This is a genomic window from Caulobacter sp. BE254 (assembly GCF_031457295.1).
In the GTDB taxonomy this organism is placed as follows: Bacteria; Pseudomonadota; Alphaproteobacteria; order Caulobacterales; family Caulobacteraceae; genus Caulobacter.
Genome location: NZ_JAVDWJ010000015.1, coordinates 15,244 through 31,857 on the forward strand (window position 1 = coordinate 15,244; position 16,614 = coordinate 31,857).

Annotated in this window: 13 protein-coding genes; 7 read left to right on the forward strand and 6 right to left on the reverse strand. The window is 70.2% G+C overall.

Features of this window, described 5'->3' with window-relative positions; all coding sequences use genetic code 11:
- Positions 1-112: 112 nt before the first annotated feature.
- Both J2X41_RS21085 and J2X41_RS21090 read right to left on the reverse strand, forming a co-directional pair.
- Positions 113-2,575, reverse strand: a complete 2,463-nt coding sequence (locus J2X41_RS21085) for a M28 family metallopeptidase (protein ID WP_310085439.1) — start codon at positions 2,573-2,575, stop codon at positions 113-115.
- A 172-nt stretch (positions 2,576-2,747) separates the two neighbouring features.
- Entirely contained in the window at positions 2,748-5,273 is a 2,526-nt protein-coding gene (locus tag J2X41_RS21090) for a TonB-dependent receptor (RefSeq protein WP_310085442.1), read from the reverse strand.
- Between the two features lie 266 nt (positions 5,274-5,539).
- On the opposite strand from J2X41_RS21090, the gene J2X41_RS21095 reads away from it, so the two are divergent.
- Together J2X41_RS21095 and J2X41_RS21100 are read left to right on the forward strand one after the other, a co-directional pair.
- Positions 5,540-6,964, forward strand: a complete 1,425-nt coding sequence (locus tag J2X41_RS21095) for a protein adenylyltransferase SelO family protein (RefSeq protein ID WP_310085445.1) — start codon at positions 5,540-5,542, stop codon at positions 6,962-6,964.
- 137 nt (positions 6,965-7,101) lie between these two features.
- Complete coding sequence (locus J2X41_RS21100) at positions 7,102-7,227, forward strand: hypothetical protein (RefSeq protein ID WP_007667460.1); 126 nt, start codon at positions 7,102-7,104, stop codon at positions 7,225-7,227.
- 213 nt (positions 7,228-7,440) lie between these two features.
- Here J2X41_RS21100 and J2X41_RS21105 read toward each other — a convergent pair whose 3' ends face one another.
- Positions 7,441-8,352 carry a LysR family transcriptional regulator gene (locus tag J2X41_RS21105; protein WP_310085448.1) on the reverse strand — a complete coding sequence of 304 codons (912 nt, stop codon included), beginning with the start codon at positions 8,350-8,352 and terminating at the stop codon, positions 7,441-7,443.
- A 127-nt stretch (positions 8,353-8,479) separates the two neighbouring features.
- Between J2X41_RS21105 and J2X41_RS21110 the strand changes: the two genes are divergently transcribed.
- The 4 genes from J2X41_RS21110 to J2X41_RS21125 all read left to right on the forward strand — a co-directional run bounded on the left by J2X41_RS21110 (position 8,480) and on the right by J2X41_RS21125 (position 11,620).
- A complete protein-coding gene (locus tag J2X41_RS21110) occupies positions 8,480-9,178 on the forward strand; it encodes a pirin family protein (protein ID WP_310085451.1) in 699 nt (232 codons plus the stop codon).
- 66 nt (positions 9,179-9,244) lie between these two features.
- Positions 9,245-9,844 carry an NAD(P)H:quinone oxidoreductase gene (gene wrbA / locus J2X41_RS21115; protein WP_310085454.1) on the forward strand — a complete coding sequence of 200 codons (600 nt, stop codon included), beginning with the start codon at positions 9,245-9,247 and terminating at the stop codon, positions 9,842-9,844.
- Positions 9,845-10,163: 319 nt separating this feature from the next.
- On the forward strand, positions 10,164-11,240 hold the full coding sequence (locus J2X41_RS21120; RefSeq protein WP_310085458.1) for a sensor histidine kinase: 1,077 nt from the start codon (positions 10,164-10,166) through the stop codon (positions 11,238-11,240).
- Positions 11,237-11,620: a response regulator gene (locus tag J2X41_RS21125; RefSeq protein WP_028037524.1), complete on the forward strand. Its 384-nt coding sequence runs from the start codon at positions 11,237-11,239 to the stop codon at positions 11,618-11,620. Before J2X41_RS21120 ends, J2X41_RS21125 begins: the two co-directional genes overlap by 4 nt.
- A 15-nt stretch (positions 11,621-11,635) precedes the next feature.
- Here J2X41_RS21125 and J2X41_RS21130 read toward each other — a convergent pair whose 3' ends face one another.
- From J2X41_RS21130 to J2X41_RS21140, 3 genes are all read right to left on the reverse strand, one after another.
- Positions 11,636-12,667 carry a 2-oxoadipate dioxygenase/decarboxylase family protein gene (locus J2X41_RS21130; protein WP_310085461.1) on the reverse strand — a complete coding sequence of 344 codons (1,032 nt, stop codon included), beginning with the start codon at positions 12,665-12,667 and terminating at the stop codon, positions 11,636-11,638.
- 209 nt (positions 12,668-12,876) lie between these two features.
- Positions 12,877-14,400, reverse strand: a complete 1,524-nt coding sequence (locus J2X41_RS21135) for an aldehyde dehydrogenase family protein (RefSeq protein ID WP_310085464.1) — start codon at positions 14,398-14,400, stop codon at positions 12,877-12,879.
- A gap of 171 nt (positions 14,401-14,571) precedes the next feature.
- Positions 14,572-15,984: an FAD-binding oxidoreductase gene (locus tag J2X41_RS21140; RefSeq protein WP_310085467.1), complete on the reverse strand. Its 1,413-nt coding sequence runs from the start codon at positions 15,982-15,984 to the stop codon at positions 14,572-14,574.
- Positions 15,985-16,097: 113 nt separating this feature from the next.
- Here J2X41_RS21140 and J2X41_RS21145 point away from each other — a divergent pair, with 113 nt between their 5' ends.
- Complete coding sequence (locus J2X41_RS21145) at positions 16,098-16,529, forward strand: Lrp/AsnC family transcriptional regulator (protein WP_310085472.1); 432 nt, start codon at positions 16,098-16,100, stop codon at positions 16,527-16,529.
- Positions 16,530-16,614: the final 85 nt, after the last annotated feature.

Below are 16,614 nucleotides of genomic sequence, written 5' to 3' on the forward strand. Positions count from 1 at the left end.
GATGAGGGGTCGCACCGGCGAAAGCCGTGCGGCCCTTTTTCCGTTTGGTTTCTGAGAGACCCCTCATCCGACCTCCTTCGGAGGCCACCTTCTCCCGCAAGGGGAGAAGGATCTACTCCACGTCCTCCGCCCCCTCCACGAACGCCGGCCAGGCCAGCGCGCCGCGATCCAGCACGATGGTCTTGTCCGAATAGCCGCCGCCCATCAGTCCCGCCGGCTTGGCGGGGATGGCCGAGGCGCCGCGCGGCCAGCCGTCGCGGATCTCGACCACGGCCACCTCGACCTTGCCGGCCTCGCGGGCGGTGAAGCTGAGGGTGACGCCGTTGGGGTCGGGGGCGTGGTAGGACAGGCTGGTCCATTGGCCGGCCTGGGTGGGCAGGGCGATCGGGCGGCCGTTCAGGCGCGGCTGGCTCAGGGCGATGCTGGGCCGCAGGCGCAGGGTCAGGACCTCGGCCCCGGCCGTGGGCACGGCGCGAACCAGCAGGCGGTCGCCGGACCGGTCGATCGACAGCACCGGCCGCTCGACCGGCAGGACGGCGGTCGGGGCCATCCACACCGGGTTGCGGTAGAGCGGCGGATAGGCCTGGCGCACCGGCTTGGCGTCGTTGTCCGACAGCACCACCCGCGACCACGGGTCCAGGCGCGGCTGGGGCGCGACCCGCCAGGCCGTGCCGGTCGACAGGTCGGCCAGGTGGCTGGCCTCGGCCAGCTGCGGCCGGGTCGGCCCGCTGTCGCCCAGGCCCGCATAGGCCAGCAGCCCGACCCCCGCCGCCACGGCCAGGCCGGCGAAGACCGGGGCCCAGCGATAGGCGGCGAAGTCGAAGGCCAGGGGCAGCAGGGCCGGGGCGGCCAGGATCGCGAACGCCGCCAGCACCGCCGGCTCCTCCAGCCCCACGCCCGCGAAGGTCCAGGCCCCCCAGGCGCCCAGCTGGGCGACGACGGCGACGGCCACGACGCAGACGGCCAGGGTCAGGAGCCAGGCGACCCGGCGGTCGCGGGTCCCGCCCACGGCCATGACCAGGGCGGCGGCCAGGCTGGCGGCCAGCAGCGGCCAGGCCAGCATCACCGAGCCGCCGGGCAGCAGGGCCTGAACCGCGACCGCCAGACCCAGCACCACCAGCAGCGCGCCAAGCCAGGCACCGAACACGCCGACGCCCTTGCCCAGGCCCAGCCAGGCCAGGACGACCACCGCGACACCGAGGCCGAGGCCGACCTGGTCGAAGCCGCCGACCAGGCTGCAGGCGCCGCCCGCCGCCAGGCCCGCCAGGCTGATCCAGACCCGGCCCCAGACGCCGCCGGCGCCGCGCGCCTGCAGGATCAGCACGGTCAGGCACACCCCGATCAGCAGCACCCCGGCGCCCGGCAGCAGCAGGTTGAACTGGCCCAGCATCGCGTAATAGCGCTGCTGGTCGGCGATCCCGATCAGGCGGCCGGCCAGGTGCAGGGCCAGGACCGCGCCGGCGGCCAGCAGCAGGAAGCCGGCGATGCCGCGCAGGATTTCGACGAAGGTCACGGCCTTGCCGCGCAGGGCGCGCCAGCCGGTGAACAGGATCAGCGCCCCCGCCAGCCCCAGGATCGCCCAGCCCACATTGACCGGATAGGCCACCAGCCCGCGCGCCAGGACATCGGAATAGATCAGGTCCGGCGACCGGGCCGGCAGGGCCGCGCCCATGGCCAGGGCCCGGACGGCGGGCAGGGCCTGGTCGCCCAGGTTCTGCAGGCTGCCCTGGTTCAGGTGCTCGGGGGTGGCCAGAGGCGTGTGATAGGCCAGCTGGTCGTCGATGAAGGCGAAGTTCAGGCCGGGCAGGCCCTTGCGCAGGGCATGGGTGAAGTCGGTGTCGTTGGGCATCCGCGCATAGACGGCGGCGGCCAGCGAGTTGGCGGTCGGCTGGCGGGCGGCGCCGGCATAGAGGCGGATCAGGTCGCCGCTGTCGGGGCCGGTCTGGAACATGGCCGCGCGGCCGGCGTCGCCCCGGGCCTCCAGATTGACGACCACGCCCACATGCTCGCGCAGCGGGTCGCGGCCGAAGAAGGCCTCGGCGCCCAGCAGGCCCGGCTCCTCGCCGTCGGTGAACAGGAAGATCACGTCGCGGGCGGGAGTGGGGCCCGCCTTCAGGGCGCGGGCGATCTCCAGGGCCGCGGCGACGCCGGCGGAGTCGTCGGCCGCGCCGGGCGAGTTGTGGACGGTGTCGTAGTGGCTCATCACCAGCACGGCCGGGGCGTCGCGGTCGGCGCCGGGCAGGGTGGCGACGATGTTCTGCACCGCGCCGACGGCGACCGAGCGTGGCGACCAGCTGGCCGCCTCGCGCACCCCCTCGCCGGGACGCACCAGCACCTCCAGCCCCAGGCCATTGATCCGGCCCAGCAGGTGGTCGCGCACCTGGACGATCTCGTTCGAGCCGATCGGATGGGGCTTGCGGCCGATGGCGCGGACGTCGGCCATGGCGCGGGCGGCCGAGAACTGGTCGGCCGGGGCGTTGGCCGGCAAGGGCGGCGGCGTTCGCAGGGCCAGGTTGGCGATGGCCAGGCCCAGCAACAGACAGACCCAGACGCCGAGCAGCCGGACGGTCTTCATGCGATGGGCCTCCCGCAGCGAATCCCCTGACCGCAGGGTGAGGCGCTTCGGGATTCGAGGAAAGCTTGGTTAAGGGCCAAAGCGGCCAAACGAAAAGGGCGACCCGGTCGCCCGGATCGCCCTCCCGTCTGGACGGCGACGGCCGTGAGGCCGCCGCCGATCTGGTCTTGGCCTAGTACTTGGCCCGCAGGGTCAGGCCGTAGGTGCGCGGCGCGCCGAGGAAGGCGTCGTAGGTGATCGTGTCGTTGGCCGGCACGTAGGTGGCGTTGGTGGCGCTCAGGCCCGACGAGCCCTGCAGGAAGCCGTTGAAGGCCACCTGTTCGTACTCTTCGTTGAACAGGTTCTGGCCCCACAGCTCGATCGTCCACTTGTCGTCCTGCGCGCCCAGGGCGAGACGGGCGTTGACCACGGTGAAGTCCTTCTGGACCTTTGGCGGGAACAGGTCCGAACCGGTGTTGTAGTCGGACGAGTACTTGGCGCCGACGTTGAAGCGAGCCTTCAGGGCGTCGCCGACCGGACGTTCGTAGGTCAGCGAGGCCGAGCCGGACCATTTCGGGGCCAGCGACATCTGGCTACCGGGCAGCAGGGCCAGGGCGTTGGTCGGATCGTTCGGGACCTTGTCGTCGCCATAGGTGGTCTTGGCGTAGCTCAGGCCGCTCTGGATCGACAGGCCGTGCACCGGGGTGAACCACAGGAAGTCGACGTCAACGCCCTTGGAGGTCACTTCCGGCACCGAGCGCACCGCGAACGAGGTGCCCAGGAAGGTGTTCAGCTGGAAGTCGGTGAACTTCTGGTAGAAGCCGGTGACGTTGAACAGGATCGTGCGGTTGAACAGGGTGTTCTTCAGGCCGATCTCGTAGCTGTCGACGAATTCGGCCGGGAACGAGGTGTCCAGGATCGGCACGATGCCCGGCGCGCCCGAGGGCAGGCCGTTGGACGACTGGGTGCGGTCCAGGTTGAAGCCGCCGCCCTTGTAGCCGCGGGCGTACGAGGCGTAGCTGAACACTTCCGGCGAGAAGCGGTACGACGCCTTGACGGTGCCGCTCCATTCCTTGTCCGAGCGCTTCTGGGTGGTGCCGCGGCCGTTGAACAGCGGGTTGGCCCAGGGCAGGCAGAGGTTGCCGATCACCGTGCCGGCGTTGGCCGGGCCGACGATGCCGGCGATGCGGGCCTGGCCGGCCGGCGACAGGGCGGTGGCGCAGGCCACGCCGCCGTCGCTGGTGGTCTGGTAGGTGTTCAGGTTCTTCTTGTCGATCGAGTAGCGCAGGCCGGCGGTGATGTCGAAGGCGTCGGTCACGTGCCAGGTGTTGTTGGTGAAGCCGGCGACGGTGGTGGCGCGCTGCTTGTAGGTGTCGTGCAGGCCCTGGCCGCCGACGAAGCTGGTGTTGGGCGCGCGGTTCAGCAGCAGGGCGACGAAGTTGGCGACGCCGGCCGGGTTGGCGGCCGACCGCGACAGCAAGCGGCCCAGATACTGCTCGTAATTGTTGCCGTACTTGAAGTTGGCTTCGTTATCGAGGCGCTCGTCCGCCAGGAACGCGCCGACCAGCCAGTCGAACTTGTCGGTCTGGCCCGCCAGGCGCAGTTCCTGGCTGAAGGTGGTAAACTCCGAATAGTTGGTGCCGTCCTTGTTGCGGTAGGCCAGGTCGGCGGTGGTGAAGTCCGAGTCCTGGCCGTTGTCGGTGCGCCAGTTGCGGATGGCCGAGATCGAGGTGATCTCGCCGAAGTCGGTGTCGATCACGCCTTGCAGCGACACGCCCTTGTCCTCGATCGACGACGGCGCGCCGCGGTTGGAATAGGCGACGCGGGCATAGGGATCGGCGGTGGTGGCCAGGGCCGGGCCGCCGTTCAGCAGGCCCAGGATGCCGGCGGTCGGGCCGGTGCGGATCTGCACGGCGCCGCAGCAGTTCTCGTCACGTTTGCTGTAGTCGCCGATCAGCCGGAAGGTGGCCTTGTCGTCCGGCACGAACAGCAGCTGGGCGCGAACGGTGTAGAAGCCCTGGTCGGCGTCCTCGTCGCGGTCGCTGGGGCCCTTGCCGGTGACCACGTCGTTATAGCCGTCGCGCTCGCGGGCGGCGACGTACAGGCGGGCGGCCAGGGTCTCGGTGCCGAACAGCGGACCGGTCACCGAGGCGGCCAGGCCGTGGGCGTTGAAGTTGCCGATCGTCGCCTCGGCCTCGGCGCCGAAGCCGAACTCAGGTTCCTTGGTGACGATGTTGATGACGCCGGCCGAGGTGCTCTTGCCGAACAGGGTGCCTTGCGGGCCCTTCAGGACCTCGATGCGCTCCATCTGACCCAGGTCGCCGAAGCCGACGCCGTTGCGCGGGCGGTAGACGCCGTCGATCACCACCCCGACCGAGCTTTCCAGGCCGGGGTTGTCGCCGACCGTGCCGACGCCGCGGATGCGGGCGGTGGTCGAGGCTTCCGACGAGGTCGAGGTCACGGTCAGGCCGGGGGTCAGGATCGTCAGGTCCTTGATGTCCTTGACGCCGGTGTCCTGCAGCAGCTTGGCGCCGACGGCGGTGACCACCACGGGCACGTCCTGCAGGTTCTGCTCGCGCTTCTGGGCGGTGACGACGATGCTGTCGACGGTGGGGATTTCGGTGTCCTGGGCGGCGGTTTGGGCCTGAGCCGCCAGAGGGGTCAGACCGGCGAGCACGACGGCGGACGCCGTGCCGCAAAGCACCTGAGTAAAGCGCATTTCCTACCTCGGTTCGTTTTATGGCCTGAGCGCTTGCACCGCCCCGGCCTTTTGATTTGGTCGTGACCCGAACGATTGTTCGAATTGACACGCAAGGGTTACGGTTCCGCTGGTGTCTCGGCAAGGAGAAACCTTATGGATTAAAGGTTTGAGAACGGCTGTTGCGCGGAAGCGACAGCGTTCGGCGAGCATCCCCAACCTTCCGCCAGCCTTCAAATGAAGTCGGAGCGCTTGCGCGGGACGGCCGGGCGGCTCATGTCCCCGCCATGCCCGTCTCCGCCGCCTATCGCCCCGATCCGGTCTTCATGCGCTTGGGGGCGGAGTTCGCCGATCCCGTCGCGCCCGCCGACTTCCCCGAAACGATCCTGCGGTTCCGCAACGACCGGGCGGCGGCGAGCGTGGGACTGGAGGGGCTGACCGACGCCGAATGGCTGGCTCACTTCGCGCGCTTCGCGCCGTTGCCGGACAACCAGCCCGGGCCGCTGGCCATGCGCTATCACGGCCACCAGTTCCGCAGCTACAACCCCGACCTGGGCGACGGGCGCGGCTTCCTGTTCGCCCAGCTGCGCGAGCAGGGAAGCGGCAGGTTGCTGGACCTGGCCACCAAGGGCTCGGGCCAGACGCCGTGGTCGCGGGCCGGCGACGGGCGGCTGACCCTGAAGGGCGGGGTGCGCGAGATCCTGGCGGCCGCGATGCTGGAAGCCCTGGGCGTTCCGACCTCCCGCGCCTTCTCCCTGGTCGAGACCGGCGAGGCCCTGGTGCGCGGCGACGAGCCCAGCCCCACCCGCTCGGCGGTGCTGACCCGCCTGTCGCACAGCCACATCCGGTTCGGGACTTTCCAGCGCCAGGCCTTCCTGGAGCGGCCCGACAACATCGTCGCCCTGGTCGACCACGCGGTGGAGACCTATTTCCCCGCCGTGGCCGACCAGCCGGACCGACCCCGCGTGCTGCTGGAGCAGGCGGTCGCCGCCAGCGCCCGGCTGCTGGCCCGCTGGATGGCCGCCGGCTTCGTGCACGGGGTGCTCAACACCGACAACATGGTGGTGACGGGCGAGAGCTTCGACTACGGGCCCTGGCGCTTCCTGCCCCATAACGACCCGAACTTCACCGCCGCCTATTTCGACCATTCGGGCCTCTACAGCTTCGGCCGCCAGCCCGAGGCGGTGTTCTGGAACCTGCAACAGCTGGCCGGCTGCCTGGCCCTGGTCACCGACGACGCCGGCCTGATCGCGGCGCTGAACACCTTCTCGGACCTGTATCGCGACGCCCTGCGCGCGGCGATGCTGGACCGCCTGGGCCTGAAGAGCCGCTCGGCCGAGGCGGACATCGCCCTGGTGCAGGCCGCCTTCGGGGCGCTGGCCGCAGGGGGCGACTCGCTGCGCTGGGAGCCGTTCTTCTTTGACTGGTTCGGCGGCGAGGCGTCGGAGGCCCGCGCCCTGGCGGGCCCGCGCGCCGAGCTCTACGGCCAGGAAGCCTTCCTCGACTTCCGCCGCCAGCTGTCGGGGTTCGAGCCCGATCGCCCCGAACGCCTGGAAAGCTCCGTTTTCAAGGTCCTGGAGCCGGAGGAGATGCTGATCGACGAGGTCGAGGCCCTGTGGGCGCCGATCGCGCAGGCCGACGACTGGTCGCCGCTCGAAGAAAAACTGGCCCGGATTGAAGCCGTTCGCGTCGCCTATGCGTTGGGAGACTGACATACGGGTGAGACATATCTGCCGCATGCTGAGCTTTTCCGACGTGGACCCAAGGTTCGCAGGAACAAACGTCAAGCTTCAGCCTTATCTGGGTTGAAACTCGCCTTCCGAACGAACTGGCCTGTGGAGATTTTCGCATGCGTTTCTTCCAACCCGTGATGCTGGTCTGCGCGGTCGCCATGTCGTTCATTGGCGCCCTGGGCTTGCCGGGCTGCGCCCGCGCCATCGGCGAATGCCTGAGCGACAAGCACGAGATGGCTTAGGGAGACCCTGGCCCAAGGCCTTGGTTGCTCTTCCATCCTTCACAAAATAGCGCCGTCATTCCGGGCCTTGTGCCCGGAACCCCTCTGCCAGCCGCAAGGGCAGGGGTGTGGCGCGCTGGCGCGCCATGGCGACGCACCTGCGCGCTGAACCAGGGGTTCCGGGCACAGGGCCCGGAATGACGATCAAGAAGAAATGTGCGAACGAGTTTGAGCTCAGCTCGCCAACCACGGCGCCTTGGCCATCCGCTTGGCCAGGAAGGCGATCAGCACCTCCACGCGCGCCGGCCGGATGGTGCTGGGCGGGGTGACCAGGTGCATGGCGATGGGCGGCGGCGCCCAGTCGGGCAGCACCTCCTCCAGCAGGCCGCTCTTGACGTCCTCCCAGCACAGGAAGTCCGGCTGCATGGCCAGGCCCAGGCCGGCCAGCAGCGAGGGGCGCAGGATGTCGGCGTTGTTGACCCGCAGGGGCGAGGGCACGCTGACCGCATACTGTCCGTGCTCGGCGTGCTCGAACCGCCAGGCGTCGCGCGACCGGCCGCCGGTGTAGAACAGGCCGCGGTGGGCGGTCAGGTCCTTGGGATGGCCGGGCCGGCCGTGCCTGTCGAGATAGGCCGGCGAGCCGACCAGCATCACCCGCACCGGGCACAGCCGTCGGGCCAGCAGGCTGGAATCCTCCAGGGCCGAGATCCGCAGGGCCAGGTCGAATCCCTCCTCGACGATGTCGACCAGCTGGTCCGATAGCGACAGCTCGACCGCCACTTCCGGATAGAGGGCGAAGAACTCCGGCAGGGCCGGTCCCAGGTGGGCGATCCCGAACGACATCGGCGCGGCCATCCGCACCAGGCCGCGCGGCGTGGCCGACTGGGCCGAGGCCTCGGCCTCCAGCGCCTCGCCCTCCTGCAGGATGTGGGCGGCGCGGTGCAGCGAGGCGCGGCCGGCTTCGGTCAGGGACAGTCGTCGCGAGGTCCGGTGGAAGAGCGCCGCGCCCAGCCGGGTCTCCAGCCGCGAGACGGCCTTGGAGACGGTGGCCTTGGACAGGACCAGCTGCTCGGCCGCCCCGACGAAAGAGCCGGTCTCGGCCACCTTGGCGAACACCGCCCAGGCCTCGAAGTCGGGGAGCTTCATGAGTGCGATTTCCGAAACAGTAAGTTTCGATCATTTCCATTTCGGAGCGCGGCGCAAGAGGCCATCTTCTCCTCAACAGAGACGGCCGCCCCGGCCTTCTCCTTCAAGAGGCCCTCAGGAGACCGAGATGATCGACGTTCGAACCTTCGACAGCCTGGGCGGCGCCAACCACGGTTGGCTGGACGCCAAGCACCATTTCTCGTTCGCCGACTACCACGACCCGCGCCGCGTCCACCATGGCGCCCTGCGGGTGTGGAACGACGACACCATCGCGGCCGGTACGGGCTTCCCGCCCCATCCGCACGCCGACATGGAGATCATCACCTATGTCCGCGAAGGCGCGATCACCCACCAGGACAGCCTGGGCAACAAGGGCCGCACCGAGGCCGGCGACGTCCAGGTGATGAGCGCCGGCACCGGCATCCGCCACTCCGAGTACAATCTGGAAAACACCGCGACCAAGATCTTCCAGATCTGGATCATCCCCAACAAACGCGGCGAAGGCCCGGCCTGGGGCGCCAAGCCCTTCCCCAAGGGCGACCGCAGCGGCAAGTTCGTAGCCCTGGCCAGCGGCTTCGACGGCGACACCGACGCCCTGCCGATCCGCACCGACGCCCGGGTGCTGGGCGCGACGCTGAAGGCCGGTGAAACCACCGAGTACGCCATCGGCGCCGACCGCAAGGGCTACCTGGTGCCCTCGACCGGCAAGGTCGAGGTCAACGGCGTGGCTTTGAGCGCCCGCGATGGCGCGGCCATTCAAGACGAGGCCGTCATCCGCGTGAAAGCGTTGGAGGACGCCGAGCTGGTGCTCGTCGACGCCGCCTAATCGAAACGGGGACAGGCGCATGCGCCTGTCCCCAGCCCATTCCCGACGTCCATCAAGGAAACTAAAATGCCCAAGGTTCTCGTGCTCTACCATTCCGCCTACGGCCACATCGAGACGATGGCCAACGCCGTCGCCGAGGGCGCCCGCGCCGCCGGCGCCACGGTCGACGTCAAGCGCGTCCCCGAAACCGTTCCCGAAGCGGTCGCCAAGGCCTCCCACTTCAAGCTGGACCAGGCCGCCCCGATCGCCACGATCGGCGACCTGGAAAACTACGACGCCATCATCGTCGGCGCCGGCACCCGTTTTGGCCGCATGAACGCGCAGATGGCCAGCTTCCTCGACCAGGCCGGCGGCCTGTGGGCCCGCGGCGCCCTGAACGGTAAGGTGGGCGGCGCCTTCACCTCGTCGGCCACCCAGCACGGCGGCAACGAGACCACACTGTTCTCGATCATCACCAACCTGCTGCACTTCGGCATGGTCATCGTCGGCCTGCCCTATAGCCACCAGGGCCAGATGACCATCGAGGAGATCACCGGCGGCGCGCCCTATGGCGCCACCACCGTCGCCGGCGCCGACGGCTCGCGCCAGCCCAGCGAACTGGAGCTGGCCGGCGCCCGCCACCAGGGCGAACTGGTGGCCAAGACCGCCGCCAAGCTGTTCGGCTAGAGCATCGCGCGGAAAAGTGGATGCCGGTTTTCCGCCAAAGCGATGCGCAGACAAAAATCTAGAGCAAGCCGTGTGCGGCTTGCTCTAGGCGGCGAACGCCCCGCGGGGCGGTTCCGCCCCTCCCCGGAACCGTCCCGCCGAAGGCCGGCTGGCTCCTCCCCGCGGAGCCAGCCGGCCTTCATCCGTTTTCGAAGCGCCGCCGCCACGGCCCTCGAATGATGTTCGAAAGCGCTACCTGAGCCGTTGTTTTTCTGCCTTCATGCGGGAGGCGACTCCGGCGCCGTCGATGCGGCCGTGGCGGCGCGGGGGGAACGTGGACATGTCGCTGCTCGACTGGCTGCTCAATCCGACGGGGCTGACGCCCCACGGCTTCTGCCTGAGCTGGTCCCCGGGACTGGTGGCCCTGCACGCCGGATCCGACGTGGTCATCGGCCTGGCCTATCTGTCGATACCGCTGGCGATCGCCGCCTTTCTCAGGATGCGCCCGGACATCCGGTACGGCTGGGTGGCGTACCTGTTCGTGGCCTTCATCCTGGCCTGCGGCACGACCCACCTGATGGCCATCCTCACCCTGTGGGTCCCGGCCTACGGGATCGAGGGCCTGATCAAGCTGGTCACCGCCATCCTGTCGATCGCCACGGCGGCCCTGCTGTGGCCGCTGCTGCCCAAGCTCGCCGCCCTGCCGTCCGCCGCCGAGCTGGAACGCCGGGTCGAGGAACGCACCGCCGAGCTGGGGCGAGTGGTCGAGGAGCAGAAGGCCACCCTGGCGCAGCGCGACCTGCTGCTGCGCGAGGTCTATCACCGGGTGAAGAACAACCTGCAGATGGTCGACGGCCTGCTGGTTATGCAGTCGCGCCAGATGACCGATCCTGACGCTCGCAAGGCGCTGCGCGGACTGCGCGACAGGATCTTCGCCCTGGGCCTGGTGCACCAGCAGCTGATGAGCTCCAGCGACCTGAAGACCTTCGACGTCGCCCCCTTCCTGGGCGAGTTGTCCAGCAACATCGTCGACGGCGGGGCCGGCGGCGGCGTGGCCTTGTCGGTCGAGGCCATCCCGCTGGACGTGGGCCTGGACTTCGCCATTCCGCTGGGGCTGCTGGTCAACGAGCTGGTCACCAACTCGCTCAAGCACGCCTTTCCCGACGGCGGCGGCGAGATCGCGGTCAAGCTCAGCCGCGCCGGCGACGGCGAACTGCTGCTGGTCGTGGCCGACAACGGCAAGGGCTATGAGGGCGAACCGCCCCGGCCGGATGGCTCGAACGTCGCGCTGGGCGCGACGATCATCAAGGGGCTGGTCGCGCAGATGCAGGGAACGATCATGGTCGAGAGCAAGCTGGGCCTGACCCGCAGCGAGATCCGCGTCGCCGCGCCCCTGGCCGGCCCGGTGGCCGCATGAACGCCTTGACGCTCAACAAGTCCACGGTGCTGGTCGTCGACGACGAGTTCCTGATCGCCGAGGGCCTGCGCCTGCAGGTCGAGGACATGGACCTGGCCGTCTGCGGCACGGCCACCAGCGCCGACGAGGCCCTGGCCCTGGCCATGATGCACCGGCCCGAGGTGGTGCTGATGGACATGCGGCTGCGCGGCGAGAAGGACGGCGTCGACGCGGCCCTGGCCATCCACGCCGAGGTCGGCTCGAAGGTGATCTTCATCACCGGCTCGCGCGAACAGTCGACCATAGCCCGCATCTACGAGGACCACCCCGCCGGCGTGCTGTTCAAGCCGGTGTCGGACCACCAGCTGCGCATGGCGATCGCGAGCGCGCTGGAGGCGTAGGATCTCGGCCGGCGTTCAGCCCGTCCGGGTCATCTTGAAGATCCCCTGGGCGTTGGAACTGTCGAAGCGCAGGTCCAGGCGCTCCACGCCGGCCTCGTCCACATGGTGGTCGCGCGAGATGAACTCGTGGAACGAGCCCGGCACGGTCAGGGTCACCTCGCCCGCGCCATCGGCGGCGTCGACGACGAAGGTCCGCTCCACAGGCTGGGCCTTGAAGGCGGTCTGGCGCACGCGGCCGGAGGCGGAGACCTCGACGGCGTCCTTGACCGGCCGGCCCAGGGCCTTCTGGGCGTCGGCCACGGCCTCGACGTCGGGCACCCGGTCGGTGGCGTGGTTGAAGGCCTGGCCCTCGGTGGCGATCCAGGCGGCCTCGGCCGACTCGGCCAGCAGGGCCTTGTAGTGCTCCAGCCGCAAGGCTCCGTGGGTGCGCTCGAACGCGGCGACCACCTGGGGCAGGGCGGCGCGGGCGGCGTCCAGGTCGCAGGACCCCTCGGTGGCGAAGGCGGCCAGGGCCCGCTGGGCCTCGACGCCCAGGACGTCGGCCGTGGAGTCGAACACCGCGTGGGCGATCACCTGGAAGGCCGGCGAGAAGCGCTCGACATGCAGTTCGCTGACGAAGAACTGCGGGATCGCCTCGGGATGGTCCAGATGGGCGAAGGCGCGGCCGGTCATCTTCAGCCGGTCCAGCGGATAGAGGTCGGCGACCGCGTAGCCCAGAGGCTCCAGGATCCGCGCGAAGGCCAGGTGGCCGGCGGGCAGGGCGCCGGTCGGGGCGCGGTCACCGAAATCGATCGTGCGCAGGGCGCCGTGGTCGAACAGCACCTTGTGGCCCGCCGCGCGGCGCTCGGTCACATAGGCCGCGCCCAGCGGCACCCGGCCCATGATGTCGTGGAACAGCACCGCGTTCAGCGCCATGGCGAACACCGCGCGCGACACCGGGCCGTCCGTTTCGGCCGCCAGGGGCGGGGCGATGTCCAGCACGTCGAGGATCGTGGCGGCGGCCTTCTGGCCGATGGCCGAGGCGACGAGGGTGGAAAGGTGGGGCATGGGGCGGTCCTGGTTCTAAATCAAAGGCCAAAAATCGTTGTCATCCCGGAAGCCTCGCAGAGGCTGTCCGGGACCCAGGCGACCGGGCCGAAGCGGTGCAGCCGCCCCTGGGTCCCGGACAAGCGCTGCGCCCGCTCGCCGTTAGGCGGGCCGCTTGCGCGACCCGAGGCCGGGATGACAACTCTGGTGGAGCAACGGCACGGGGAAGATCAGACGTCGAACGTGACCCCCTGCGCCAGCGGCAGGGTGGTCCCGTAGTTCACGGTGTTGGTGGCGCGGCGCATGTAGGCCTTCCAGCTGTCGGAGCCGGCTTCGCGGCCGCCGCCGGTTTCCTTCTCGCCGCCGAACGCCCCGCCGATCTCGGCGCCCGAGGGGCCGATATTGACGTTGGCGATGCCGCAGTCGCTGCCCTGGGCCGACAGGAACAGCTCGGCCTCGCGAAGGTTCAGGGTGAAGATCGACGACGACAGGCCCTGGGCCACGTCGTTCTGGGCGGCGATGGCGTCGGCCAGGTCGGCGTAGCGCATCACGTAGAGGATCGGCGCGAAAGTCTCGGCCTTCACGATCTCGGCCTGGTGGTCGATCTCGACCAGGGCCGGGGCGACGTAGAAGGCGTCGGGCCCGGCGGTGTCGACACGGTCGCCGCCGACCACCCGGCCGCCGGCGGCGCGCGCGGCGTCCAGGGCCGACTGCATGGCGTCGAACGCGGCCCTGTCGATCAGCGGGCCGACCAGCACGCCCGCCGCGCGCGGGTCGCCGACCGGCACCGAGGGATAGGCGCTCTTCAGCCGGCCGACGAAGGCGTCGTAGACGCTGTCGTGCACGAACAGTCGGCGCAGGGTGGTGCAGCGCTGGCCGGCCGTGCCCATGGCCGCGAAGGCCACGCCGCGCAGGGTCAAGTCCAGGTCGGCCGACGGGGCGACGATGGCGGCGTTGTTGCCGCCCAGCTCCAGCAGGGCGCGGGCGAAGCGGGCGGCCAGCCTGGGCCCCACCGTCCGGCCCATGGCCGTCGAGCCGGTGGCCGAGACCAGCGGGACCTTGGGATGGTCGACCAGGGCCTCGCCGACCGCGCGGCCGCCGATCAGCAGGGTCGACAGGCCTGAAGGCGCATCCGGGCCAAACCGGGCGGCGGCGCGCTCGAACAGGGCCTGGGTGGCCAGGGCGACCAGCGGGGTCTTCTCGGACGGCTTCCAGACCGCGCTGTCGCCGCAGACCAGGGCCAGGGCCGCGTTCCACGACCAGACCGCGACCGGGAAGTTGAAGGCGCTGATCACCCCCACCACGCCCAGCGGATGCCAGGTCTCCATCATCCGGTGCGATGGGCGCTCGGTGGCCAGGGTTAGGCCGAACAGCTGGCGCGACAGGCCCACGGCGTAGTCGCAGATGTCGATCATCTCCTGCACCTCGCCCAGGCCCTCGGAGACCACCTTGCCGGCCTCCAGGGTGACCAGGGCGGCCAGGTCGGCCTTGGCGGCGCGCAGCTCCTCGCCCAGCAGGCGGACCAGCTCGCCACGCCGCGGGGCGGGGACCTGGCGCCAGGCGAGATAGGCGTCATGGGCGGCGTCGATGGCGGCGCCGGCCTGGGCGGGGGTGTGCTCGGGTATGGTGGCCAGGACCTCGCCGGTCACCGGCGAGCGGGCCGCCAAGGTTCCACCGTCGAGGGCGGCGGTGGTGACGCCCAAGCGCTGCAGGATGGCGCGGGCTTCGGCGACGGCGGAGGGCAGGGTGGTCATCGGATAGTCCTGGAAGATCTATTCTCGATCCGCTCATCCCGGCGAATGCCGGGATCCAGATCCCATGGCGGTGCGTGGGGCTGGATCAGCTCTGAGCTCGAGGAACCCGCTTCAAAGCCATTCCATCTGGGTCCCGGCATTCGCCGGGATGAGCGGTGGTAAGGGGAAAGCTCATGATCTCAAAGCCGGTCCCAACCTCACGCTGGCCGATCCCGTCCCGAACACCGCCGCCACAGCCGCGCTGTAGTCCTGGACCGGCCGAGGCGTGAAGCGGTCGTAGGCGTCCTGGAACGCCCGGCCCAGGCCGTGCTCGCCGCTGAAGCTGGCGCCGAAGCCGTCGACGGCCAGGGTCAGCACCGCCTCGCGCAGGGCCGCGCGGCGATCCTTGTCGGCGGGACCGACCAGGTTGAAGTGCACCCCGCCGTCGGCCACGTGGCCGAAGTCGCACAGGGCGTAGTCGGGAAAGTCGGCCTCCAGCATCAGCACGGCCTCGCGGCGGAAGCGGGCCAGGTCGCGACGGCGGAAGCTGAGGTCGAAGCCGACGACCGGCCCGCTGGCCCGCAGGCCTTCCGACAGCGAATGGCGTAGGGCCCACATCTTCTCGACCGGGCCGAACAGGGCGTCGACCAGCGGGCCGTCGTCCTGTTCCAGAAGGTCGCCGGCGATCTGCTGCAGCACTTCGTCCAGCGAGGCCTCGCCCTCGCGCGGGGCCCAGGTCCGGGTCAGCTCGACCAGCACGGCGTAGTCGGGAACGCCGCCGGCGAACGGGTTGCTCAGCGACGGAACGTGGTCGATGGCCCGGACCATGGACGCCTTCGACAGTCCCTCGAAGGCGGTCAGGGTCGAACCCGCCTGGACCTCGAAGGCCCGCAGCAGCGGCAGGACCGCCTCGATGTCGCGCGGGACCAGCAGGGCGGCGGCGGTCTGGCGGGGGCGGTGGTGAACCTCGACCGTCACCTGGGTAATGATCCCGAACGCGCCGCAACCGCCGACGAACAGCTGGCGCAGGGCGACGGCGGCGTTGTCCTTGCGCAGGCCGTGCGACAGGGTCAGCGTCGTGCCCGCCGCGTCGGCCAGCACCACCTCCAGCCCCAGGACGTGCCGCCGCATGTCGCCATAGCGCAGGAACCGCGCCCCGCCGGTGTTGGTGGCCGCCATGCCGCCCAGGGTGGGATCGGCACCCAGGTCGATGGGCAGGAACAGGCCGTGCGGCTCCAGCGCCGCGTTCAGGGTCGACAGCCGCACGCCGGCCCCGACCGTGGCCGTGCGGTCGGCGACGTCGATCTCCAGTGGCGCGGCCAGGCGGTCCAGCGACAGCACCAGGTGCGTCCCGCTGGCGTCCGGCGTCGAGCCCTCGGCCAGGCCGGTATTGGCGCCCTGCGGCACGAACCTCAGGCCTTGGCGCACGCAGTAGCCGACCACGGCCGAGACCTGCGCCGTCGAGGCCGGCCGGACGACCGCCGCCGCCGTCCCGCCGGCGTAGCGGGCCGGGGTCTCGTAGGCGGCGCGGTCGGCCGGATCGAGGATCAGGCCGCCGGGGCCGACCATCGCGGCCAGGGCCTCTTGATGAACTTGGTCCAGCACGAAAGCGCAAACTCCAGGGGCGGACATCATCCCCGCCGTTTCGTCGAATCCTAGTGGCGGGATCGTCGGTTTGACGGCAGGGTTTCGGCGAAACGCAGGATTTGACCGACATAATGACGATAGACGCCATCGACGAGAAGCTGATCGCCGCCCTGCGGGATAACGGCCGGGCCTCGACCGCCGACCTCGCCCGGCGGGTCGGGCGGTCGCGCACCACGGTGCAGAGCCGGATCGAGCGGCTGGAACGCTGCGGGGTGATCGTCGGCTACACGGCCCGCCTGGCGCCCGACCACGCCCACGGCGCGGTGCGCGTCCACGTGATGATCAAGATCGGCCCCAAGGAGGCGCGGGCGGTCGAGGCGGCCCTGCGCGCCATCCCGCAGGTGCGGCTGCTGCACTCGGTCAGCGGCGACTACGACATGATCGCCATCGCCGCCACGGCCACGGTCGCCGAGATGGATGAGGTGCTGGATCGGATCGGCCACGTCGCCGGGGTCGAGCGCACGACCTCGTCGATCATCCTGTCGACCAAGTTCGATCGCTGACTCCGCTTGCCTGACGCCGGCGGCGATGGAAAATCGCCGGCGTGCCCTGTTCCCTTTGCGTGACGTCTCGCCTTCCTCGCCAGAC